Annotated in this window: 27 protein-coding genes and 2 pseudogenes; 8 read left to right on the top strand and 21 right to left on the bottom strand. The window is 35.7% G+C overall.

Translation table 11 applies throughout. From position 1 onward, the window contains the following. Positions 1 to 318, bottom strand: coding sequence for a cell division protein FtsL (gene ftsL / locus ACAM22_RS01560; RefSeq protein ID WP_000227822.1), 318 nt, complete (start codon positions 316 to 318; stop codon positions 1 to 3). 9 nt (positions 319 to 327) lie between these two features. Further along, positions 328 to 1,278 (bottom strand): 16S rRNA (cytosine(1402)-N(4))-methyltransferase RsmH, encoded by a 951-nt coding sequence (gene rsmH, locus ACAM22_RS01555; protein WP_261051027.1) that lies wholly within the window; start codon positions 1,276 to 1,278, stop codon positions 328 to 330. Positions 1,279 to 1,444: 166 nt separating this feature from the next. Between rsmH and ACAM22_RS01550 the strand changes: the two genes are divergently transcribed. Genes ACAM22_RS01550 through ACAM22_RS01525 form a run of 6 tightly spaced genes read left to right on the top strand, consistent with a single transcriptional unit; the run spans position 1,445 to position 3,970 of the window. After that, positions 1,445 to 1,639: a helix-turn-helix transcriptional regulator gene (locus ACAM22_RS01550; RefSeq protein WP_001082470.1), complete on the top strand. Its 195-nt coding sequence runs from the start codon at positions 1,445 to 1,447 to the stop codon at positions 1,637 to 1,639. Positions 1,640 to 1,654: 15 nt separating this feature from the next. Continuing rightward, on the top strand, positions 1,655 to 2,197 hold the full coding sequence (locus ACAM22_RS01545) for a DUF3278 domain-containing protein (protein WP_261051024.1): 543 nt from the start codon (positions 1,655 to 1,657) through the stop codon (positions 2,195 to 2,197). A gap of 10 nt (positions 2,198 to 2,207) precedes the next feature. Continuing rightward, positions 2,208 to 2,534 carry a hypothetical protein gene (locus tag ACAM22_RS01540; protein WP_369606839.1) on the top strand — a complete coding sequence of 109 codons (327 nt, stop codon included), beginning with the start codon at positions 2,208 to 2,210 and terminating at the stop codon, positions 2,532 to 2,534. 31 nt (positions 2,535 to 2,565) lie between these two features. Beyond that, complete coding sequence (locus ACAM22_RS01535) at positions 2,566 to 2,892, top strand: hypothetical protein (protein ID WP_261051016.1); 327 nt, start codon at positions 2,566 to 2,568, stop codon at positions 2,890 to 2,892. 26 nt (positions 2,893 to 2,918) lie between these two features. After that, positions 2,919 to 3,497 carry a DUF3278 domain-containing protein gene (locus tag ACAM22_RS01530; protein ID WP_369606838.1) on the top strand — a complete coding sequence of 193 codons (579 nt, stop codon included), beginning with the start codon at positions 2,919 to 2,921 and terminating at the stop codon, positions 3,495 to 3,497. Next, the gene (locus ACAM22_RS01525; RefSeq protein ID WP_369606837.1) at positions 3,494 to 3,970 is read left to right on the top strand and encodes a glutathione peroxidase; all 477 of its coding nucleotides are present in this window, start codon (positions 3,494 to 3,496) and stop codon (positions 3,968 to 3,970) included. Before ACAM22_RS01530 ends, ACAM22_RS01525 begins: the two co-directional genes overlap by 4 nt. 142 nt (positions 3,971 to 4,112) lie before the next feature. Here ACAM22_RS01525 and ACAM22_RS01520 read toward each other — a convergent pair whose 3' ends face one another. The 17 genes from ACAM22_RS01520 to ACAM22_RS01440 all read right to left on the bottom strand — a co-directional run bounded on the left by ACAM22_RS01520 (position 4,113) and on the right by ACAM22_RS01440 (position 18,564). Next, entirely contained in the window at positions 4,113 to 4,406 is a 294-nt protein-coding gene (locus tag ACAM22_RS01520) for a DUF5960 family protein (protein ID WP_125393558.1), read from the bottom strand. Then, complete coding sequence (locus ACAM22_RS01515) at positions 4,399 to 4,761, bottom strand: hypothetical protein (protein WP_261038704.1); 363 nt, start codon at positions 4,759 to 4,761, stop codon at positions 4,399 to 4,401. Before ACAM22_RS01515 ends, ACAM22_RS01520 begins: the two co-directional genes overlap by 8 nt. Continuing rightward, positions 4,758 to 6,173 (bottom strand): Y-family DNA polymerase, encoded by a 1,416-nt coding sequence (locus ACAM22_RS01510; RefSeq protein ID WP_261038830.1) that lies wholly within the window; start codon positions 6,171 to 6,173, stop codon positions 4,758 to 4,760. The genes ACAM22_RS01515 and ACAM22_RS01510 overlap by 4 nt, the downstream gene beginning before the upstream one ends. 3 nt (positions 6,174 to 6,176) lie before the next feature. Further along, complete coding sequence (locus ACAM22_RS01505) at positions 6,177 to 6,863, bottom strand: XRE family transcriptional regulator (protein WP_261050984.1); 687 nt, start codon at positions 6,861 to 6,863, stop codon at positions 6,177 to 6,179. A 417-nt stretch (positions 6,864 to 7,280) separates the two neighbouring features. Then, complete coding sequence (locus tag ACAM22_RS01500; protein ID WP_261050982.1) at positions 7,281 to 8,753, bottom strand: peptide MFS transporter; 1,473 nt, start codon at positions 8,751 to 8,753, stop codon at positions 7,281 to 7,283. Positions 8,754 to 9,261: 508 nt separating this feature from the next. Continuing rightward, positions 9,262 to 11,475 carry a TIM-barrel domain-containing protein gene (locus ACAM22_RS01495; protein WP_369606836.1) on the bottom strand — a complete coding sequence of 738 codons (2,214 nt, stop codon included), beginning with the start codon at positions 11,473 to 11,475 and terminating at the stop codon, positions 9,262 to 9,264. Positions 11,476 to 11,490: 15 nt separating this feature from the next. Further along, positions 11,491 to 11,832: a hypothetical protein gene (locus ACAM22_RS01490; RefSeq protein ID WP_261050976.1), complete on the bottom strand. Its 342-nt coding sequence runs from the start codon at positions 11,830 to 11,832 to the stop codon at positions 11,491 to 11,493. Then, on the bottom strand, positions 11,832 to 12,008 hold the full coding sequence (locus tag ACAM22_RS01485) for a hypothetical protein (RefSeq protein ID WP_023946673.1): 177 nt from the start codon (positions 12,006 to 12,008) through the stop codon (positions 11,832 to 11,834). The genes ACAM22_RS01490 and ACAM22_RS01485 overlap by 1 nt, the downstream gene beginning before the upstream one ends. 696 nt (positions 12,009 to 12,704) lie before the next feature. Beyond that, positions 12,705 to 13,088 (bottom strand): protein-export chaperone SecB, encoded by a 384-nt coding sequence (locus ACAM22_RS01480; RefSeq protein WP_000433820.1) that lies wholly within the window; start codon positions 13,086 to 13,088, stop codon positions 12,705 to 12,707. A gap of 9 nt (positions 13,089 to 13,097) precedes the next feature. Further along, complete coding sequence (locus ACAM22_RS01475; RefSeq protein WP_000054455.1) at positions 13,098 to 13,391, bottom strand: hypothetical protein; 294 nt, start codon at positions 13,389 to 13,391, stop codon at positions 13,098 to 13,100. Next, positions 13,379 to 13,945 (bottom strand): hypothetical protein, encoded by a 567-nt coding sequence (locus ACAM22_RS01470; RefSeq protein ID WP_000800050.1) that lies wholly within the window; start codon positions 13,943 to 13,945, stop codon positions 13,379 to 13,381. The genes ACAM22_RS01475 and ACAM22_RS01470 overlap by 13 nt, the downstream gene beginning before the upstream one ends. A 678-nt stretch (positions 13,946 to 14,623) precedes the next feature. Further along, positions 14,624 to 14,806 (bottom strand): transposase, encoded by a 183-nt coding sequence (locus tag ACAM22_RS01465; RefSeq protein ID WP_261050971.1) that lies wholly within the window; start codon positions 14,804 to 14,806, stop codon positions 14,624 to 14,626. Between the two features lie 53 nt (positions 14,807 to 14,859). Further along, the gene (tnpB, locus tag ACAM22_RS01460; protein WP_000152345.1) at positions 14,860 to 15,210 is read right to left on the bottom strand and encodes an IS66 family insertion sequence element accessory protein TnpB; all 351 of its coding nucleotides are present in this window, start codon (positions 15,208 to 15,210) and stop codon (positions 14,860 to 14,862) included. 22 nt (positions 15,211 to 15,232) lie between these two features. Next, positions 15,233 to 15,376, bottom strand: coding sequence for a hypothetical protein (locus tag ACAM22_RS01455; protein ID WP_001136126.1), 144 nt, complete (start codon positions 15,374 to 15,376; stop codon positions 15,233 to 15,235). A 185-nt stretch (positions 15,377 to 15,561) separates the two neighbouring features. Beyond that, entirely contained in the window at positions 15,562 to 16,545 is a 984-nt protein-coding gene (locus tag ACAM22_RS01450) for a DUF4435 domain-containing protein (RefSeq protein ID WP_000508732.1), read from the bottom strand. Positions 16,546 to 16,560: 15 nt separating this feature from the next. Then, positions 16,561 to 18,030 (bottom strand): AAA family ATPase, encoded by a 1,470-nt coding sequence (locus ACAM22_RS01445; RefSeq protein ID WP_000705474.1) that lies wholly within the window; start codon positions 18,028 to 18,030, stop codon positions 16,561 to 16,563. A 195-nt stretch (positions 18,031 to 18,225) separates the two neighbouring features. Further along, positions 18,226 to 18,564 carry a helix-turn-helix domain-containing protein gene (locus ACAM22_RS01440; RefSeq protein ID WP_000397427.1) on the bottom strand — a complete coding sequence of 113 codons (339 nt, stop codon included), beginning with the start codon at positions 18,562 to 18,564 and terminating at the stop codon, positions 18,226 to 18,228. Between the two features lie 840 nt (positions 18,565 to 19,404). Between ACAM22_RS01440 and ACAM22_RS01435 the strand changes: the two are divergent. Further along, positions 19,405 to 19,701 (top strand): annotated as a pseudogene (locus ACAM22_RS01435) (cytoplasmic protein). Positions 19,702 to 19,749: 48 nt separating this feature from the next. Continuing rightward, positions 19,750 to 19,863, top strand: a pseudogene (locus ACAM22_RS01430) (integrase); the annotation flags it as partial. A 105-nt stretch (positions 19,864 to 19,968) separates the two neighbouring features. On the opposite strand, the gene rpsI reads toward ACAM22_RS01430, so the two are convergent. Together rpsI and rplM are read right to left on the bottom strand one after the other, a co-directional pair. Beyond that, a complete protein-coding gene (gene rpsI, locus ACAM22_RS01425; protein ID WP_000075964.1) occupies positions 19,969 to 20,361 on the bottom strand; it encodes a 30S ribosomal protein S9 in 393 nt (130 codons plus the stop codon). An 18-nt stretch (positions 20,362 to 20,379) separates the two neighbouring features. After that, positions 20,380 to 20,826: a 50S ribosomal protein L13 gene (rplM, locus tag ACAM22_RS01420; RefSeq protein WP_001044624.1), complete on the bottom strand. Its 447-nt coding sequence runs from the start codon at positions 20,824 to 20,826 to the stop codon at positions 20,380 to 20,382. Between the last annotated feature and the right edge of the window lie 26 nt (positions 20,827 to 20,852).

Here is a 20,852-nt window from a genome sequence, read left to right as displayed (position 1 = left end):
TTACTCCGCTGATCGAATATTCTCATTATTCAATTTTAAGTCCTTAGAATTTGCGATTTCTTTCAAGCGTTCTGCCCTCAACAATTCATTTACCTCTTGTTTGGCATCATCCAACTCTGTCTTCTTCTCCTCTATCTGTGCATTGATTTTTGTCAGATCATTTTGTACTTGTAGGAGTCGAGTCTGCATAAAGATAATACTCAGCGCCAAAACGAGAGCTGTAAACGCAATGGAAAGATAAAAAGCCTTCTCCACACGGGAGAATTTTTTTATACGATTCTGCAAGAATTGACTGGTTGTTTCTTTCTTATCTACCATTTTTTCCTCTTACTTGTGAATTTTTCTGGCCACGCGCAACTTGGCTGAGTGCGAGCGGTTATTGGCTTCTAATTCTTCTGCACTTGGCAAGATTGGCTTACGGGATACCAATTCCATCTTGGGCTTGAGATCATCTGGGATGAAAGGCAAACCTTTGGGAACTTCCACTGTTGAAGCTTCCTTGAATAACTGCTTAGTCAAGCGGTCTTCTAAGGAATGAAAGGTAATCACTGAAATTCTACCATCCAGAGCCAACATATCCATGGCCTGCTGGATGGACTCATCTGCTGCTCCCAGTTCATCATTGACTTCAATTCGAATAGCCTGGAAAATCTGCTTGGCAGGATGACCCTTTTTCTTGAGTTCCTTAGCAGGTTTGGCTGACTTGATAATCTCTGCCAGCTCAGTCGTTGTCTCAATTGGCTTGACTTCACGTGCTTGTTCAATCTTACGCGCAATCTGTTTAGAGAATTTATCCTCGCCATACTTAAAGAAAATACGAACCAAGTCATGATAGCCATAGTGGTTCACCACTTCATAGGCTGTCAGACTAGCATCCTGATTCATGCGCATGTCCAGTGGCGCATCCTTTTTATAAGAAAAACCACGCTCACGCTGGTCCAGCTGAGGACTAGACACTCCCAAGTCATAACAAATTCCATCAATTTCTTGAACACCAGCTTCGCGCAAACGTGCCTGTAAATGACGGAAATTATCCTTGATAAAGGTTACCATCCCTTTTTCGATATAGGGTGCCAAGCGTTTTTGCGCATTATCAATGGCATTCTGGTCCTGGTCAAAGGCATAGAGATGGCCTTTTTCACTTAATTTACTTAATAAATATTCGCTATGGCCCGCTCCACCCAAAGTCGCATCAACGTAGATACCGTCAGGCTTTACGTCGAGCATATCAATCGTTTCGTGGAGTAAGACCGTTACATGATGAAATTCTTTTGTCATATCCTATCTATTTTACCACAAATCTGACTAGCTTGCACTAGTCAGACAAATAGGTCAAAAACAAGTAAGATTTCTTTAAGAAATATGTCAAATATGCTTGACATTCTCTCTATAGAAGAATATAATGTAGTCAAATATATACGACACACTTCAGAAAGGAGAACAGATGAATCGTGTGAAAGAATTTCGCAAGGAACTGGGCATTTCCCAGCTCGAGCTCGCCAAGGATATCGGTGTCTCGAGACAAACCATCAACATGATTGAAAACGACAAGTACAATCCGACTCTGGAACTCTGTCTCAATCTCGCCCGCAGCCTCCAAACTGACCTCAACAGTCTCTTTTGGGAGGATGATTTTTAAAAAAGGAGCCAACTCATGAAAAAAGAAACCTTCACTGAAAAACTGATCAAGCGTACATACGGTATTTCTGATCCACTTGACGAATACAAACGACGCGAGGCTGATCGTATCGGCAATCAAGTCTTTATCTTCCTCTTTTATCTGATGATTTTCGGAAATCTTATTCCACTCCTTCTGGCCTATAAATATCCTCAAGAAGTGGCTCTAATCTATCCTCCTCTGATTTTAGTGATTGCCCTCATCGCTGCTGGCTATGTCACCTACCAAATGAAAAAAACAGGGATTACAACTATTGAACCAGATATGCTGAGTGAGAAAGAAAGTAAGCAACTTCGCTACCCAGGTCTGAAAGCAGGTTTGTTCTTTGGTCTATGGATATTTTTTATAACTCCTCTTCTCGATATACTCATAGGTGAAAGTCAGGACTATTTTCAGTCTCTTCTCACTATAAGAAATGGTGTATCAAGCATTCTCGGTTCTATCTTCTTCGGGGCAAGCATACAGTTCCTCATCTCCCGTCGCATTGCAAAAGCCAAGAAAGATCAGGATAATGATTAGGAGGAAACTCATGAAAAAAGAAAAGAAACAGTTACGTCATCCTGGTCTGAAAGCAGGTTCGATTTATGGAACAGTAATATTTTTTATAATTCCACTCATTGATACCCTAACAAGTGAAAATCCAAATTTTATCACTTCTCTTTTAAATGCAAAACATATTTTTAAAACTATACTGGGAGCTTTCTTTTTCGGAGTGATGATGCATATTATCGTCTCACTTCGTATTGCAAGAGCTAATACTCTTCGAAAATCAAATTCAAACCGCGTCAACGTCGCCTTGCCGTACTCAAGTACAGCCTGCGGCGAGTTTCCTAGTTTGCTCTTTGATTTTCATTGAGTATAAAAAAGACCAGGATTAGGAGGTACCTATGAAATCATTACTAACTTTACTTACCTATCATCTTTTGTTCAGTTCTCTGCTCATCTTCATCATAGTTTCAGGGAACTTGCCAATCAGCGAGATATTCCTCCTTCTAGTCTTTATTCCAGCCCTCAACAAAGGACTAACTTATCTAAAGATTGACTCCCCAAAAACACGCATACTCAACTTAGCACTGTGCTTTATGATTCTATCTTTACCACAACTGATGCTCATCTCAAGCGATTGGAAATATTATTTACTGCTCACTATCGCTATCCTTTCTTCTATCACTTATCTTTATTATCTCTATCAATTCGTAAAAGAAAGTCAGTAAAACCACTCATTTAGGAGGTTACTAACATGAAAAAAGAAGACTTCACCACTCGCCTACTTCGAAATCTCTTTCATATCCAAGGCCCTTTTGATGAATGCCGACAAGAAATTATCTACAAGGCTTGTGCCCGTTCCATGGTCCAAATCGTTTATTCTTCCTTCTTTCTCTTCTTGTTTTATCTGTTATTTGGACGCTTCATAGAGATTGTTCGTTATGCTATGCCTTACGTATACTCTGGACTCATTTTTTTCATTACTTTAAAAACTCAGAAAGCCGTCAAAGAACTCCATCTGGAAAAAGATGACAAGTCAGAAATCATCCTCAAAACCTACAGCAAAGCCCAAATCAAATTTCGAAGCTGGGTTGTGTTTATCGGTATTCAGATTGGCCTCTTTACCTTACTCATCTTTCATAAAGTCTTCGTTCAGCAGATGTCCCTTTCAGATTTTGGGAAGTTGCTCATGCAATTCGATAAAAGTGGTCCTTTCCTGATGTATGGCCTGATTATCGGTAGTATTTTCGGAACCCTGACCTACGGATTTCTATCACTACAGGAGGAGAAAACTCCTAAAAATACCAAACAGAAGGAGAAAAGCAAGCAATGACTTCACTATACGATTTTTCAGTCTTAAACCAAGACCATCAAGAAACCCCACTAGATGCCTATCGTGGAAAAGTTCTCTTGGTTGTCAACACTGCTACTGGATGTGGTTTAACACCCCAGTACCACGGTCTCCAAGAACTCTATGACCGCTATCAAGAACAAGGTTTCGAGATTTTAGACTTCCCTTGCAATCAGTTTATGGGACAAGCACCAGGTAGCGCAGAGGAAATCAACGTCTTCTGTAGCCTACATTATCAAACCAGCTTCCCACGTTTTGCCAAAATCAAGGTCAACGGTAAGGAGTCAGATCCCCTCTATGTTTGGTTGAAAGACCAGAAATCTGGCCCACTAGGAAAACGAATCGAATGGAATTTCGCTAAATTTCTCATCGGTCGTGATGGGCAAGTCTTTGAACGCTTCTCTTCAAAAACAGCCCCAAAACAAATTGAAGAGGCGATACAAAAACTACTATAATTTACAATCTCACTATGATTAGGTTTCTTTTAGCCTGATGAATAGTGAGATTTTTTGATGGGCTTTGACTTAAATAGAAAAACACCCCATGATATGAACCATGAAGTGTTGTAAAAATGATACATTCATAGCAGACAAGGCACTACTGACTGCTATTCTTGACTCCTGAGTATGTATAGGTCCTATTTCTAGGACACTCTTTTTCTGTCACCACCCTAAAATAAAAGCTATGCTCCCGCCCATCCTTGGCATTTTCCTTGTTTAAGACAAAGTAGTTTTTCTGATTCATCGCCATGGTTCGTAGGATGTCATCAATCAAGAAAGTCAAGGGCACGTTCATGGCAGAATATTTTTGAAAATCCTCTTCAAAATGAATATAGTTATCTGAAAAATAATCCATCTGTAGTTTGTTTTCATACAACTCTTTTCTAGTCATAAACTCCCTCCTCCCACAGCCGAATTTCTAGGATATCTTCTAGCTCTATCGATCTATATCCCTCATTTGTCCTAATGGATAAGTTCTGATGTGATAACTCTCTTACCTCACCGATGATAGTGGTTTTCTGCTTCTTTTCCTTGACCACAAAACTTCCCTTAAGTTGGCCAACATAAAGTTGAGAAAGCAAATGTAGTTTCTCAACTGGGTCCAAATCTATCGAAAAATCAACACGTTTTTTTTCTTCACTGAGCGAACTGGTGTGTTCTGAGAGGTAAAACCCCATCCACTTCTGCATACCTGGATCTTGATAATCTCGCGCAGATTGAAAAGGTAAATAAGAACGATCAATCATTTTAATCCATCTAATCCTCCAGCAGAATGTCCTCCAATCAGCTTGCTTCTGGCAAGACTCCTAGAGGCTTCTTCCAGTGCATTGGCTCTTAAAAGGGAAGTGAAACCAAATTGTTCCCGAATGGAGTCAATGGCCGTCTGGAGCCTTTCTTCTTTTTCTAACTTATCAACATCATCAAAGAGGGAAATCAATCCAAAGGACTCGTCTACAAAGTCTGAATAGTTAACTCCGACACTTCTAACCGCTCCAGAAGTGTATTTGTTATGAAATAGCTTCAAAACATAATCCGTTAAGACAGCTGTTTTATTGGTCGGTTCGACCTTCATTTGTGTGTGAATAGACGACCTAACCTCCTGTTTAGAGAAACCGACATAGATAGAGACAAGGGTTGTTTTCTTGCCAGACCTTCTCAGTCTAATAGCTACCTGCTCCGCCATTTCTCGGAGAATAATTTCAATATCCCGTAGCTTCACGTAGTCTCTCGGCAAGATTTGAGAATTCCCCAAGCCCTTGGATTTGGCTTTATAGGGCTTGTGAACATTACTCTCATCAATCCCGTTAGCATGAAACCACAAACGCAAGCCAGACTGACCCAGAACTTTCTTTAGCTGGTCGGGATTACTGGTTGCCAATTCCTTGATGGAAAAAATCCCCAGAGCATGCAAGCGTTTCTCCATCCGCCTGCCAATCCCCCAAAAATCCGTCATCTTAGGGATTGTCCAGACCTTCTCTTCCACATCCTGGTAAGACCAGTTGGCCCTCATGGTCGGAGTGTGCTTGGCTTCATTATCCAGAGCCAACTTGGCCATTAAAGGATTGGCATTTGACATGCCCACTGTAGAGTATATCCCTGTCTGCCTCCAAATATCCCTCTGAATACGAGCAGAAAGCATATCCAGCTTGTCTTTGCGAGAAAGACTCTTATCTGGGATGAAATAGTTGAGCGAACTAGTCAGGTCAACAAAACCCTCATCGATAGAGTAAGGATAAATATCATCTGGACTGCCATAGTTTTGAAAGATTCGCTGGATTTCCATATTGACTGCGATGTACTCATCCATCCTGGGTGGCACAATCAAGGTCACTTGAGCCCAATCTTCGATGTAGCGAACATAGTCTGAATCAGTAGGCAACCCCTGCTTTCTAGCATTATAGTAGGAAAATTTTCGCGTTTTGATATCAAAAGGCAAATCATAGGCCCGACCAACATTTGACTTTCCAAAAATCTTCTTAAACAGGGGAGAGGAGGCTAGGATAAGACCAGTTGAATTATCCGCGCGACTCATGACACAAAGCGAAGTCTTCAGCGGATGCAATCCTCTTTTCACGCACTCAACACTAGCATAAAAAGATTTCATATCAACAAAGGCAATGTCACTTTTGGGCTCTCTGGAATAATCAAAGTAGCCCATCATCTAGCCCTCCATCGGCACAAAGTTCCCAACGATAATGCCAACAATCCGAGGATCTTCCTCATAGGAGATGAAAATATCCTTGTATTTAGGATTGATAGAGACCAGACGCAAGCCATCCTTCTCTCGATAGACTCGTTTGATATAGGTCTGGTTATTGCAAACCACTGCATAGACCGCCCCGTCATAGTCAAATCCTGTCTCTCGAATCAGAGCCACTGAACCATTTTGGTATTTAGGTTCCATGGAGTCCCCAGACACCCATGACGCAAAATCATGAGCCAACTCCTCATTAAAGTAAACCGTATCAAAATTCTGATCATCGTAGACTGAGGCTCCAATCCCTGCTGACATGCGTTCGTAGACACGGTATTCGTAGAGTTGGACTGATATGGTCGTCTTCTTCTGAGTTTGTTCCTCTCGAGCCAGATTGCGAGCATACAGCACAACTTTTTCCTTCCCTTTAGTGGAAAGGCTATTGTAAAGACGAACAATCTCAGTTTGAGTAAAATATCCTTTGGGTACTTTTAAAATGTTTTCTAACTGACCAACTTTCTCTTTTGACGGTTCTTTGATTCCACGTTCCCAAGCTGAGTAAGCCTGGAAACTAATCCCAAGTTGCTCTGCAATTTCCTTCTGTGTCAGTTTTAACTCTTTCCTCCGAGCCTTTAATTTTTCTGGCTGATACATACTTCACCTCCTATTATGATACTTTAATGGACATTATCTCCCTTAGAAAGACTAATCGATGCTTGAATCCATATTTTTTAAACTCAACCAATATGGTTTAGTTTTATTATATAAAAAAAGTGGACGGTTGTCTACTAGGAATATCAGAAACATCATGAGTTTTATACTCAATGAAAATCAAAGATCAAACTAGGAAACTAGCCGCAGGTTGCTCAAAACACTGTTTTGAGGTTGTAGATAAGACTGACGAAGTCAGTCACATATATACGGCAAGGCGACGTTGACGCGGTTTGAATTTGATTTTCGAAGAGTATTAATCAAACTAAAAGGACCTAGCCCTGCACCATACAGAACTAAATCCTTTGAATAAATAATTGATCTAACTTTTAAAATTCCTACAGAAATTCCAGTTTTTCTCTATTTGATACCAGACATTAGTTTTTCAATACGTGGAACGTAGAAGAGTAAGATAATACCGAATACAATCGTAATTCCTCCAACAATTCCATAGTAAGCTACTTCAGTTTCGCTTGTATAAAATTTTACAATTTGAGCATTGATAGCTTGGGCAGCTGCATTACTCAAGAACCAGATAGACATCATTTGTGCTTGGAAGGATTTTGGTGCTAGCTTAGTAGTGACTGATAGACCAATAGGCGAAATCAACATTTCCCCCACAATCACAATAGCCCAACTCATAATCAACCAGAAAGGACTGACCTTAACATCTGTCCCAAAGAGCATCCCTGGTAACATCATCCACAAGAAGGATAAACCTGCTGCTAATAAACCGTAAGCAAATTTCTTAGAAGAGGACGGTTGCTTTTTACCCATTTTCCCCCACAACCAAGCAAAAATTGGTACATAAATCATAATGAAAAGTGGGTTGATACTTTGGAAAAAGCTAGATGGGAAATGAATCTGATTCCCAAATACATTAAAGTAAAGTCGAGTTTGATCATCCGCAAATAGAGCGAGAACAACAGATCCCTGCTCCTCAATAGACCAGAAGAGTACTCCAGCGATAAATAGAGGAATGTAAGCAAATACTCGGGATCTCTCAGTAGCAGTTATTTTCTGACTAGATAAAATTTTGAAGAAATAGTAGATTGGAATGATTACCGCAATCACTGTAAAGATATTAACAATCATATCCACGTTAAACTGGTGAGTAAAGACTAAGCCTATAATCACCAGAATAACCATGACAAGTGTAAGTAGCAAGCGTTTAATCAAGGTCTGCCGGTCCTTCTGTGAAAGTGGATCAGTAGGGTAAAGACTTGATTCAGGCAGGTATTTCTTCCCATCTAAAACATACTTCACCAGACCAAAGAACATCCCAACGGCAGCTAATGAGAAACCTAGATGGAAATTGACTTCCTGACCTAGATAACCTACTAAATAAGGGGCAACGAAGGCACCTAAGTTAATACCAAAGACAAAGATACTAAAACCTGCATCCCGTCTATCATCCTCTTTCTCATAAATTCCCCCAACCATATCTGAGATATTGGGTTTTAAAAATCCAGTTCCAAAGATAATCAAGGCAATAGAAAGATAGAGAGCCACTTGTCCAAAAGGTGTTGCCAAAGCAATATGCCCTAGCATAATCAGAATCCCACCGTAAAAGACAGTCTTACGGCTTCCTAAAATACGGTCACTGACAAAACCACCGATAACCGAGGACAAAAATACCAGCGAGCCATAAATCGCCATAACCGATGCAGCCGTGGTCTTATCCATTCCCAATCCACCATCTTGCACACTGTAGTACATATAGTAAAGTAGGATAGCTCGCATCCCATAGTAAGAAAAGCGTTCCCACATCTCTGTAAAGAAGAGGGTGGACAAGCCCATAGGATGTCCAAAAAATGTTTTCTGTTTTTCCATATATATTCTCCTTTAACGATATAATAATTCATTTTACAGAATTTTCAAACAAATGTCAAACAAATCCTGTTTGTTTTAGAAAATTTTCTGAAAAAATCACACGTCTCATACTTAATTCCACCATAAAAATCCGTTTCAGACTAACTTCCACTTCGGTCAGGCAAGCGAAAGTTACTTTAAAAAATCACCTTTAAAAATTTGCTCTTGTTTAGTTTAAAAATGTTTCAAACCTTGAAACATACTTATCTTATCCTTTCCTCTTCAGTAAACAAAAAAACATCCCTATGCCAAACTTGTAATTACTAAAATACAAGTCATACTCAATGAAAATCAAAGAGCAAACTAGGAAACTAGCCGCAGGCTGTACTTGAGTACGGCAAGGCGACGTTGACGTGGTTTGAATTTGATTTTCGAAGAGTATCAATAAGCATAGAGATGTAAAACTATTACACATTAAAAAATAATAATTAGTAATTAAAGAATAGAAATTGTGTACGAAATGTCTCAATTAGTTTTCATTAGTAAATATCATTTCCAACAAACGCCCTCTCAATTCCTTATCCTGATGATGCAAGATATTCATTAACTCATGAGAATTTTTGGCATTGATGAATTGATTTAACAATCTATCTTTTAATTCATATGGAAGAGAAGCTGTCTTTAGTAGTCTGAAAACTTCGTCATTCAGAGATGTCCTTTTATTATCTTTCCATTCAAATCTAGCTGTATCATTCTTATTTGGCAATTCAATTATAGACACATTCGTTCCTTTAAAATGAATTCTATGCTTTCTATTACTTGGAACGATACTAGAATCTCCTTGTAATGCTAACTCTAGCATTCCCATTTCCCAATCGATTGATAATCTTGTTTTATATCTTTGACCATTTTGATCTTCAATCATTTCAAAAGAATGTTGTTTGCCTGGGAATACATACCAATCTACAACTTCAGGTAAATCAACACCCATATCTATCTCAGAACCAACCAAGGGAATGATTGCACCACTTTTTGCAAACACAGGTATCGTCGAAATGTCTCTATAAACACTCAACTTCACACCACCTGTGTACTTTTTCTCTGAAAAGAAGTCACACCATTCACCTTCAGGGAACCATACATCCACTTTTGCAGATTGGAATGCCAAATCCATCTTTTCTACGATGGGAGCCACCATCAGTTCTGTTCCAAAAAAGTATTGATTTGGAACATTATAGCTCTCATCATTTTCTGGGTAGAAATAATACATTGGGCTGATTAATGGAGCACCTTCCTCGTGTGTCTTTACATTCATGGTATATAGATATGGAATCATCTGATGTCTCAAACGAAGGTATTTCTTCATAATCTTAGATGTTGTTTCTGAAAAAAACCAAGATTCTTTACTATTAAAGGGACTTCTAGAACTATGTAATCGAGTAATCGGACTAAAAATGCCAAACTGTAGCCATCTGGTTTGTAGCTCTTCGTCATAATCCCCCAGCATGTGTCCACCGATATCATGGCTCCACCAACTATAACCGATATTTGATGCTGTCGCTGTAAAATAAGGTTGAAATCTTAAGGAATTCCAACTAATAATGGTATCTCCTGAAAAACCAACAGGATAACGGTGACTACCAGGACCCGCATACCTTGATAAAATCAAGCCACCTTCTTCATTTTTACAACTGTCCTGATAGTGATAATGGTTTAAAAGCCATAGTGGATCCAACATGCCTTGAGTCCCCTGTTGCCAGTCAATCCACCAAAAATCTACTCCCTGCTTTTCTAGCGCATAATGAACATCTTTAAAGTAGGCTTCTCTAAAAGAGGGATTAAAAAAATCAAAAATGGCAGGTTCCTCTAATTCTACATTTAACCCCAATCGTTTTGCGACCCGAGGATAAGCTTCTTCATAAGCCCGTATACCATCAGCAGGATGGACATTTAAAGAGAGTTTTAACTTTCTATCATGAAGTTGTTGCAATAACTGTTCTGGATTAGGTATTAAGTTTCTATTCCAACTATATCCTGTCCAGCCACTTCCAAAACGGGCTGGAATTTCAGTTATATGCCAATCCATATCTAAAACACCAATAGATAACGGAATTTTCTCTGTTTTAAATCTATCTATTAAATTCAAGTATTCATCCGACGTATAAGGCCAATACCTACTCCACCAATTGCCTAAAGCATATCTTGGCAACAAGGGTGTTGAACCAGTCAAATGGTAAAAGTCTCTGATTGCTCCTCTATAATCATGCCCATAGGCAAAGAAATAGAGATCAATTTGATTTTCTCTCTCAATATAACCAGACTGTTCATCCCAAATAAATCCTTGAGAATCATCCAATAAGGCTATACCATTTCGGCTAATAATTCCATCTTCTAACGAGATTGCTCCATCTGCCTTATCCAGAGTCCGAGCTGTTCCTTTTAACGTTTCAATAGATTCACCAAAATACCAGCGACTACCATATACGGCAAAATTTCCTTTTAATTCTATAAATAAATTTTCGGCGTTAAATTCTCCTTTATTAAAGTGCAGATGAAAATAGTCCGTCATAATATCTAGTACGTTTGATGTCTCGATATAATCTAACGAAACTTGACCAAAATCTCTATTATAGATAAGTTGTGTAGTTCTATCCTCAAAACTTCCAGTTTGAGAGTATTCTAACCTTACTAACTTGTCTGTTAATACAGAGATTCGATAAAACTCTCCCTTAAAAATTTTCAATTTGTTGTCCTCCTTTTATGGTAGCATAAAAACAGAACGCACCATTTTGATGCGTTTTTCATTATTCTGAATGCAATGTTCTATCTGTGACAAATGATACTCAATTGAAAAAATGTAGTGGACAAAATATCTTTTAAAAAACCAAAAGTTTATTAAAGAGTTATCACTTTTCAACTTTTCTAAGATAGGATTGATAAATAATTTCAAACTCTGACTTGCTACCATATGATATTCCAGCTCACATGCTTTTTGCTCATCTCGTTCTTCCTGCTTATTTCTTAGAACTGAAGAAACCGGATAGGTATATAAATCATCTGGATCAATATAGTCATAAGAATAATAACATTTACGCTTCATTAAGCCATTCCCAGATCAAGAGCTTCATCTCGTAATTTTTCAACATCACTAACCGTAGGTCGCCATCCTTCAATCATACTTGTACTTAAAGCATACCAAACACTCTTAAAAACGGATCGGTTTTCAAAAGCTACTCCCATGATTGTCATCTTTTCTTTATCTATATCTAAGGACATATGCTACCTCCTTTAGTTACATTATACCATGTTTCTCTGTAGCTTTTAAAAATTTTATAAACTTCAAATCCAAATATAAAACTAGTTCTTTTTCCTTTTTAACTAATGATTCTGAGTAAAAACTTAACTTCAGGGGAAAATGAAGTAAGACAAGACAAAATTCAAAAACTGATTTCGTACAACTCAAAATACTGATTTTAGACTGAAGATAATACTAGAATGCTAATTAATGTTTTTATAATAAAGAGTTGACGACTTATGTTGCTTTTGATTTCTTAAGAATATAAAAAGAAACAATAAGGTAAACTTTCGAGTGATTTGAAACGTTGATAGTATAGTATTGATTAACGTTTTAAGACAACTGACTTGTCCGGTTGCAGCCACATTTGCAAGCGACTAAAGTCGCAACAACTGTGTCAATTGCACCAATTTAGTAAGAAAGTACAAAAAGAACACCCCTAAAGGTGCTCTTTGTAAGTATAGTAATTCTTTCGAATTAACGTTTACTAAATTGTGATGCTTTACGAGCTTTCTTAAGACCTGGTTTAACAAGAATAATTTTCAGTTGGACTAAAAACAGCGCAATATCAAGGTTTTTCAGAACGATATCTTCTTATTAATTTCATAAAATATGAATCAGTATTTTTTAAATAAGGGAATAGTTTAACGCTGTAAATAATACATAACAAAAATTCTTCACTCTTCTTGATTTTCAAGTATTGATAAAACATTTATTGTGGGAATTAAAACAGCATCCTGACTATCTAGAGTTGAAATCATTGATATTGCACTCCGCAAATAAGGAAACAATATTGCAGTTCCATTAATGGCAATATATTTTTCACTATCTTCTTCTACATTGATTGTATAATAACCACTGATTCTAGCTGAAACTTTTTTATTTTTTTCATCGTCAAAAAATTTAGCTTCCAATGTAACTTTACCAAATTTTTTATCTTCAGTTAAGCCTGACTTAACTGAAACTTGCAAATTTTCTGATTGAAAATCTGACTCGTCGACTATTCGTGAATAGGTGATTTCTTCAATCTCATACTTTTCTAAAGAAATTGTTGGTTCCATTTTCTCTCCTTACGCTGCACCATTATAATCGTAGCTACTTAAAGATTTAATAGAAATACTTTTATAATTTTTACCGTATCTTTTTTCTCTAATGAGGGTTCTATCCAGACATTTACTTTTCGATGGTAAATTATTCTTTTTCGCCATCGTTGACATCTGTATACTGATACCAGGAATTACCGTATTCTTTTTCTCTTTTTCTTCACAATACTTTTGAAATTGTGAATCAAGATCTTTCAGAAATTCTTGATCATCAGATTCTAATTTAGCAATAAACTCATTCATTCTTTCTAATAACGACATCTATACACCTCTTCTATACTAACTACCTCTATATCACCTTTTATAATATTTATCCCCGACTCTTTGAGACAATAAATAACTTTTACCTGATTAGTAATTTTTTGATTTGTATCGTCTGAATCAAATAAGCTAGTCTTAGGAGTATTACAATACTTCCCAAAAAATTTTACTATTTTTATATCAAAATACTCACAATAAAAGTCAATCTTATCTCCAATAGGGGCAGTAGATAATTTTAATTTTTTTTTCTTTGGTAATAAATTAAGAGTTTTTTGAAACAGCTCCTCGATGTAATAATTTGTTAAATCTAAAATATCATTATCAACATCAAACTCAACATGACATTTTGTAATTTCTATTGGTGAAGCTGTGCTTTTTTTTTTCTTCTGATCATACCAATATTTTGCATTTCCAGTGTTGTCCCAGAAGTACATCCCAGTTCCACCCCATTCCTTATCGTCGGCATGGCTACTTACTTTTAATTCTTTTGTTTCTTTAAATGAACTAATGGATGATTCAAAATTAGTATGATACAAAGAAATTACATTTTTCACAAATATATCCTCTTAGTTTCGTTTAAATTTACTAATAGTAATTGTATCACAATTATAGTATTTTTTCATCTAATTTCTCTTTTTCTAGATTTTTATATTATTAGATATATAATAAAACTATCATTCTGGGTTCTGTTTATTATTACATTTTTTAATTTTCATTAACCATATCCGATAAAAAATGAAATTCTGAGAGATCCTTTAGATTATCAAACCCCTTACCTTATCTAGTTTTTATAAACTAAACGAAATACCTAAAAACTGGAAATTTTTGTACTTTTCCCTAGATAGTGGATAAACCCTTGATACGACTGAGTTTAAAGCATAATGTACAATATTTAAAAAATGTACTTTATAATTGAAATGTACTTTATTTTAAGGCAAGATAAAGTACATTTTTTTATTTTAGCGGCTTAGATACAGAATGTACAAAATCACCCCCTTTTAAATCCCTTATAAGCCTAAAAACCTTGATTTAACAGGATTTTGAATTTTATCAATAAACACTTTCATTAAGGTGTACATTTGAAAAAATTCCAGTTTTCACTTTGATAACGTACATTTTTAGCTATTTTTGTTCAAAAAATTTTTTTTAGTTATAGTTTAACTTAATTTTTACAACTTTGAATTTGTAAAAATAATCATGACCACCCGTCTAACGGGTGGTTTGAACCAGGGCTACAAGCCCAAATTACCAGAGTCTAGATTGAGTTGTCCAGAGGGGCATACACCTTTCTCAGAGGATTTTACATAGAGCTTTTGAGTCAGATAAGTCACTTGTTCACGAAGAAGGGCAAGTTCATTGGTGAGACCATTAATTGTAACACTCTGTTGTTGAATGATTTTCAATAATTCTTCCATGGGCTTCCCTACTTGTTTTCTAACTTCATTATACTAAAAAGAAAGTCCTCATTTCAATAGAAATCACGACTTTCTGATGAATTTATTTGGGGAGTTATAGAAAAGCCCTTCATAAGCCAATCTACTTGTTCAGGTGTGAGAGCTTTGACATCCTTTTCTGTACTTGGCCAAGTCAGTTTACCATTCTCAAAGCGTTTATAAAGTAGCCAAAATCCTTGACCATCCCAGTAAAGGGCTTTAAAGCGGTCTTTACGTCCACCACAAAAGAGAAAGACTTGACCTGAGAAAGGATCCAATTCAAAATGGGTTTTAACGAGATAAGCCAGTGAATCAATGCCTTGCCTCATATCCGTTTTCCCACATACGAGATAGACTTGCCCTAGGCTAGATAGATGAATTGTCATAGAGCAACACCTTATCCAAAAGCTATTCTATCATTTCGAGATTGAGAGATTGAAAAAAACTTAGTTCAAGCTTGCCAATACGAATTTTAAGCAGAATATCATTTCTCTTTTTAGAATCAAAACAACGAGATTGTCTAAGCTCTACAGGAACAATAGGTTGTGGCATTTAAATATCCTCCAATAGTTTTACTTTACTAATAGTATACAGGAGGAGCTCCATGAATAATAGATACCTTGTTATGACGCGCTTACGAAATACCTCCTTAACTATAGTTTATCACATAAAAAAGAAACCCAAATACAGAATTGTATTTGAATTTCTTAACTTAATGACATTGGACGGATGTCTACTTATTCACTAGCCGAATGATTAATCATTATTCTGTCAATCCTCTCTTTTAGGAAATTCAATTTATTAATATCAAAATCACAAATTAGATTCCATTCAAGTTGTGGAAATTTAATATCTTTTCCACAAATATTTTTCAGATACTTGTGGAGACTCGTCAGAAGGAATTTCCCACAAATTAGATTGTAGTAGTCATTGCCATTTATATTTTCATAATCATTTTTTATTTTTTCCAGTTCTTCATCAAGATCAAGTCCCGGATTTTCCACACTGAGTCCACCAAGAACTTCTCTTTTTAATTCATCATACTCGTTTGAGTCATTTTTAAATCCAGTTTTTGAATCTAAAAATAAAAATGGCGGTCGATCTACAGTGGAAATTGATAATCTAGAGGTAGCCCCATTGTATTTGGAACCATATAAATTTCTATATTTAATTAAAAAGCAATATAAGAGAAATAAATCCTTAGACTCAGATACAATTCTATTTTTCCAACATTCAAAATTCAGAATTACAGACAACTCCATATCAGTTTTACGAAGCATACCTTTAATAAATTTTTTTGAAGCATTCTCATCTACATAATAACTCTCAATATTATATGTTTCCAAGTAGATAACTGAATCTGAATTGATAATTTTATTACTTACAAACTCTTCTAAATTAGCTTCTGTCTCCTCAGGAAAGTCACCTTTTCCAACAACATCATAGCTAATATACCTATCAAAATCACCATCTACTAAAAATATATTGGGCGTTCCTCGATTATCAAATTCACCCTTTATTATATATTCTTTTAATACATTGGTTTTTCCTCCCAAAGGAAGTATTGTTTCAATTCTGTAATCATTTTTTAGTAATCTTTTAAATATCTCTTCATAAACATATTCTTTGCCAGTATCTTCGACATATATATTTATATCTTGTCTGTAAAAAATACTTCTATTACGAAGCCCCGCATCACTATATGATAATCCACCACCCATTATACTCTCCTGAAGTTACAAATTACTCTCTAATTCATTAAGGAAGTTATCTAAATCATCTAGTCCCTCCATACCATCTATCTTCTCTACCAATTTCTCAACAGGCTTATAATGTTTTTCTAGTTCAAATGCTTTTGATGAGTATTTACCAATAATTTCTGGCGAGTGAGTCGCAAAAACTAATTGCATATTTTTATTTATTTCATGAATTGTTTCAACAATCTTTTTTTGCCAACTTAGATGTAATGATAACTCAGGCTCATCAATGATAAAAATTGTAAACTTAGATCTATCGACCTTAAATATTAAATTAGAAATCAAGGTTACTATATGTTTTTCACCAGATGAAAGATACTTTAATCTAACAGGTTCCTTGGTATAGTTCGTTATAAAGAAAACCTCACCTAATGAATTAACTATAATTTCTTTCTCATCTTTTCCATCTTTTAAAAATATATTTGTATATTTCAAAAAATCATTAATCGGAGTCTTTAATTCTAAAATATTATCTTCAATATTCTCATAAATCTTTATAAGTTTTTTAATTCTAATTAACTCTACATAAGTACCAATTAATTGAGCTGGCAACTGCCTCCTAACCCCATTTTTCTCACTGGCATTTACACTTTTTTGTACTTGATTAATTAAATCATTGAAATATTTATCATACTCTTCTTTTTGATCTAATGTTGTTATTGTTTTTAAATCCTCAAGAAGCTTAATATATCTCTTCTTAGTATCTTCTAATTCTGAAATCAAATCATCTTTTGCAAAATATTTAAAAAATTCATTCAAATCAACATCGTCTCTACTCATTTCTAGAGCTGATTTTAAAATGTCTTGTCGCATCTTTGTATTCAGTTTATTTATACTACTATTAATCTGAGAAACCGATTCGCCTACTAATTGCTCAACAGAATGCATACTCTCACTGTTATTAAAAACATAATTTGGATTATGCATTGCTTTATTTCTAATCATTCTAAAATCCATATTATCAAGGTCTTTAATTTTATAATTTAGTCTGTTGAGTGGTAAAAATAAATAATTAAAACAATCTTTTATTTCTTCTGCTAACTTAAAAGAATCAAAAAATCTCTGTCTTATGTCAAATGAACTCTCAAAAAAATCAATTTCTCTGGCATAATCTCTATCATATTTGATGGTCCCATCTTTTTCTTTAAACTTAACAATTAATTGTTTAACTTGCTGCCATCTACTTTTTTTTAAACGAACCTCCACTCTATTTTTATCCTGTGCTTCTGAGTGAGTCATATCGTTCTCCTTGAAGAAAACTGTTATATTTTTAAACTCATAATCAAATAGTTTATACAATTCCCCTGAAATAACATGGTCTAACATACTCAAAACCGTTGTTTTTCCACTTCCGTTCTCACCAAAAAGAAAAGTTATATCCTCATTTAAATTTACATCATAATCAAAAAAACCGTGCAATGCTTTGATTGTAAATCTTGTTATTTTCATTTTAACATCCTCTCTCTATATATGTAATTGTCAACATAATTTAACTCTGAATAAAACAAAGTCAATATTCTCACACTGTATTTAAAACTAGGTTATTCAGAATCTTTTGATACTTCGCCCTGATAACCAGGTTATTTCACTACTCAACTTCCTACAGTTCAGCTTAATTTTTAGATCCCTAAATGTATTTTATAATTATTCACTATCAAAAGCTTTCTTCCTTTCTTCCATAAACTCAATCAATTCCTTCTTGAAAATTTCTTTTTCTTCGTCAGTAAGCCCTTTTGAATTCATTCGGAATAGCAATTCAATATTATCTAATTCATCTGATTTTTCTTCTGAGTTTCCAACTAAATAATCAACGGACACATTTAAAACTTGTGCAATCTTAACAAGATTTTCTTGTATCGGTTTTTTTGTTCCACGTTCCCATGAAGCATATGCTTGTTGGGAAATATCTAGTTTTTCAGCTATTTGAGCCTGTGTTAGTTGTACTTGTTTCCTTAATGTTTTCAAGCGTTCTACGAATTCCATATGTGACCTCAAAAAAATATTTTAAATTTTTGCAGAAAACCGTTGACATTAACAACTAATGGTTGTATAACAATTGAAAATAATAACCTTATCTTCAAGGCTAAATCACGATCTTTGAAAACTAAATAAAAAGTGCGTCTGACAACCAGAGAACTGATTGCCAAAACTACACTAAACTTCGTACCTTTATTATAAATGTTTTGGAAAGAAAAGTCAAGCCTCTTTATGGTTGAAGTGAAGATATAAAACATTCTTGTGGGCTTCCACGCATTTCGGACTTTCGCACTTTTCCGTATAGTAAAGTGAACTGGCTTCGCCAAAGGGCGTAAGAGAATCCATGGAGTATGATAATGACTACCTTTTGAGATTGGCCGGGAAAGCGATGGTAATTTACGCAAAGCACCTTGCTAAACGTTGCCACCGTGGAAAGAGTATTTTTTCCAACCAAATAACTTTTCTTTACTGCTGTCTATCCTTATTAGATAGACTTACTCTCAAGCTACTAAGCCATCCCTAATTCCTTAGTAGCTTTTTTACTTTACAATAAAGGAGAAATCTATGACAAACTTTTTTCGCATTACAATGTAAACGACTTTATAATAATTACCTTTTCACTTATAGAATGTTCCGTTCATCTGAGAAGCTAATCGCAAAGCTACATACTCAAGCTTTGAATGATTTAGATTCTTTAGCAAAGAAATCACTCATCACAGGATTTTCTCATGCTGAAGTGGAATTCTATACTATAATGTTTAAACGTAAACTCTCTTCTCACCACTACTCAAGAGTGAAGCTACCAGCTTAACTCTTTTTATTTTACAATCAGAAAGGAAAAAACTTATGATACCAGACACTTTAAAAATGAAACCAGAATTTATCGGTTCAGCTTACTACGAAAAACTATGAAACGCTCCTCGTTATGTCTTTGGTAAAGAAGGAAAGTAGCAACGACATATTCTAAATAGTGAAACTCATGGTGCCTTCCACGTTATTACACCTGCTTCTACCACCGTCTTTCCAGAAGATGCTCTTGTTGAGGCAGTCAACCCTATTTTCTTATCAGATACTTCGCTGAATGGAAATTCTATCGCACCTGCTCTCAACGTTTTTGCTGAGAAGCTAATACTCAAGAAATAATAAAATAAAGGAGAAAATAAAATATCTAAAACTGGATTAAACTATGGAATCTATAAAGCACTAACGCATAGTGACACGATTACAACAAAGACTTATATCAACAGTTCTAATGTAGTTCTTATGGCAGTTGGTGCATTAGCTTTAGAATCTCTAAATCAATAAGGTGAAAATAAGGTGAACTTTGAGGTAAACTTTTCAAAAAACATAAAAAAAGCACCCATGAGATAAACTCTTGAGTGCTTTGAAACGTTGATATAATCGTATTGATTAACGTTTTGAGAATTGTGATGCTTTACGAGCTTTCTTAAGACCTGGTTTCTTACGTTCAACTTTACGTGAGTCACGTGTAAGAAGTCCTGCGCGTTTCAATGAATCGCGGAAGTCTGGGTCTACTTGAAGAAGGGCACGAGCGATACCGTGACGGATAGCTCCTGATTGACCAGCGTATCCACCACCTACAACGTTAACGAAAACGTCGTATGAACCTGCAGTTGAAGTAACTGCGAATGGTTGGTTGATTACAAGACGAAGGTCAGCGTGTGGGATGTACTCTTCAACATCTTTTTTGTTAACAGTGATTTTACCAGTTCCTGGAACAAGGCGAACGCGTGCAACAGCGTTTTTACGACGTCCAGTACCTGCATATTGTGCTTGTGACATACTTTATTGTTCCTTTCCTTAGATAAGTCCTGAAATGTCAAGAACTTCTGGTTGTTGTGCAGCGTGAGTGTGCTCAGCTCCAACAAATACTTTCAATTTCATACCTTGAGCGCGTCCAAGAGTATTGTGTGGAAGCATACCTTTAACTGATTTCTCAATCAAACGTACTGCATTTTTAGAACGAAGTTCACCTGCAGAGATTTGTTTCAATCCACCTGGGTGGTTTGAGTGAGTGTAGTAGATTTTATCAGTTGCTTTTTTACCAGTCAATTTAACTTTTTCAGCATTGATAACAATCACAAAATCACCTGTATCAGTGTGTGGTGTAAATGTTGGTTTGTTTTTTCCGCGAAGTACGCTAGCAACTACTGCAGAAAGACGTCCAAGTGGTACATCAGTTGCGTCAACTACGTACCATTTACGTTCAACTTGGCCTGGTTTAGCCATAAATGTTGTTTTGTTCATGATTTCTCCTATATATAGTTCGATTT

The sequence above is a fragment of the Streptococcus sp. SN-1 genome, assembly GCF_041154385.1.
In the GTDB taxonomy this organism is placed as follows: domain Bacteria; phylum Bacillota; class Bacilli; order Lactobacillales; family Streptococcaceae; genus Streptococcus; species Streptococcus mitis_CT.
The sequence above is the reverse complement of the archived record's forward strand: the minus strand, read 5'-3'. Positions and strand labels throughout refer to the sequence as shown.

Excerpts from the sequence above, each read along its gene's own strand:
- ACAM22_RS01550 (WP_001082470.1), top strand. The coding sequence starts at position 1,445 with ATGAATCGTGTGAAAGAATTTCGCAAGGAACTGGGCATTTCCCAGCTC.
- ACAM22_RS01525 (WP_369606837.1), top strand. The coding sequence starts at position 3,494 with ATGACTTCACTATACGATTTTTCAGTCTTAAACCAAGACCATCAAGAA.
- ftsL (WP_000227822.1), bottom strand. The coding sequence starts at position 318 with ATGGTAGATAAGAAAGAAACAACCAGTCAATTCTTGCAGAATCGTATA.
- ACAM22_RS01445 (WP_000705474.1), bottom strand. The coding sequence starts at position 18,030 with ATGAAAATAACAAGATTTACAATCAAAGCATTGCACGGTTTTTTTGAT.
- ACAM22_RS01520 (WP_125393558.1), bottom strand. The coding sequence starts at position 4,406 with ATGACTAGAAAAGAGTTGTATGAAAACAAACTACAGATGGATTATTTT.
- rsmH (WP_261051027.1), bottom strand. The coding sequence starts at position 1,278 with ATGACAAAAGAATTTCATCATGTAACGGTCTTACTCCACGAAACGATT.
- ACAM22_RS01440 (WP_000397427.1), bottom strand. The coding sequence starts at position 18,564 with ATGGAATTCGTAGAACGCTTGAAAACATTAAGGAAACAAGTACAACTA.
- ACAM22_RS01540 (WP_369606839.1), top strand. The coding sequence starts at position 2,208 with ATGAAAAAAGAAAAGAAACAGTTACGTCATCCTGGTCTGAAAGCAGGT.
- ACAM22_RS01510 (WP_261038830.1), bottom strand. The coding sequence starts at position 6,173 with ATGGGCTACTTTGATTATTCCAGAGAGCCCAAAAGTGACATTGCCTTT.
- ACAM22_RS01515 (WP_261038704.1), bottom strand. The coding sequence starts at position 4,761 with ATGATTGATCGTTCTTATTTACCTTTTCAATCTGCGCGAGATTATCAA.
- ACAM22_RS01535 (WP_261051016.1), top strand. The coding sequence starts at position 2,566 with ATGAAATCATTACTAACTTTACTTACCTATCATCTTTTGTTCAGTTCT.
- ACAM22_RS01545 (WP_261051024.1), top strand. The coding sequence starts at position 1,655 with ATGAAAAAAGAAACCTTCACTGAAAAACTGATCAAGCGTACATACGGT.
- rpsI (WP_000075964.1), bottom strand. The coding sequence starts at position 20,361 with ATGTCACAAGCACAATATGCAGGTACTGGACGTCGTAAAAACGCTGTT.
- tnpB (WP_000152345.1), bottom strand. The coding sequence starts at position 15,210 with ATGACAATTCATCTATCTAGCCTAGGGCAAGTCTATCTCGTATGTGGG.
- rplM (WP_001044624.1), bottom strand. The coding sequence starts at position 20,826 with ATGAACAAAACAACATTTATGGCTAAACCAGGCCAAGTTGAACGTAAA.
- ACAM22_RS01485 (WP_023946673.1), bottom strand. The coding sequence starts at position 12,008 with ATGTCCTTAGATATAGATAAAGAAAAGATGACAATCATGGGAGTAGCT.
- ACAM22_RS01475 (WP_000054455.1), bottom strand. The coding sequence starts at position 13,391 with ATGTCGTTATTAGAAAGAATGAATGAGTTTATTGCTAAATTAGAATCT.
- ACAM22_RS01465 (WP_261050971.1), bottom strand. The coding sequence starts at position 14,806 with ATGGAAGAATTATTGAAAATCATTCAACAACAGAGTGTTACAATTAAT.
- ACAM22_RS01480 (WP_000433820.1), bottom strand. The coding sequence starts at position 13,088 with ATGGAACCAACAATTTCTTTAGAAAAGTATGAGATTGAAGAAATCACC.
- ACAM22_RS01500 (WP_261050982.1), bottom strand. The coding sequence starts at position 8,753 with ATGGAAAAACAGAAAACATTTTTTGGACATCCTATGGGCTTGTCCACC.
- ACAM22_RS01505 (WP_261050984.1), bottom strand. The coding sequence starts at position 6,863 with ATGTATCAGCCAGAAAAATTAAAGGCTCGGAGGAAAGAGTTAAAACTG.
- ACAM22_RS01450 (WP_000508732.1), bottom strand. The coding sequence starts at position 16,545 with ATGGGTGGTGGATTATCATATAGTGATGCGGGGCTTCGTAATAGAAGT.
- ACAM22_RS01455 (WP_001136126.1), bottom strand. The coding sequence starts at position 15,376 with ATGCCACAACCTATTGTTCCTGTAGAGCTTAGACAATCTCGTTGTTTT.
- ACAM22_RS01490 (WP_261050976.1), bottom strand. The coding sequence starts at position 11,832 with ATGAAGCGTAAATGTTATTATTCTTATGACTATATTGATCCAGATGAT.
- ACAM22_RS01530 (WP_369606838.1), top strand. The coding sequence starts at position 2,919 with ATGAAAAAAGAAGACTTCACCACTCGCCTACTTCGAAATCTCTTTCAT.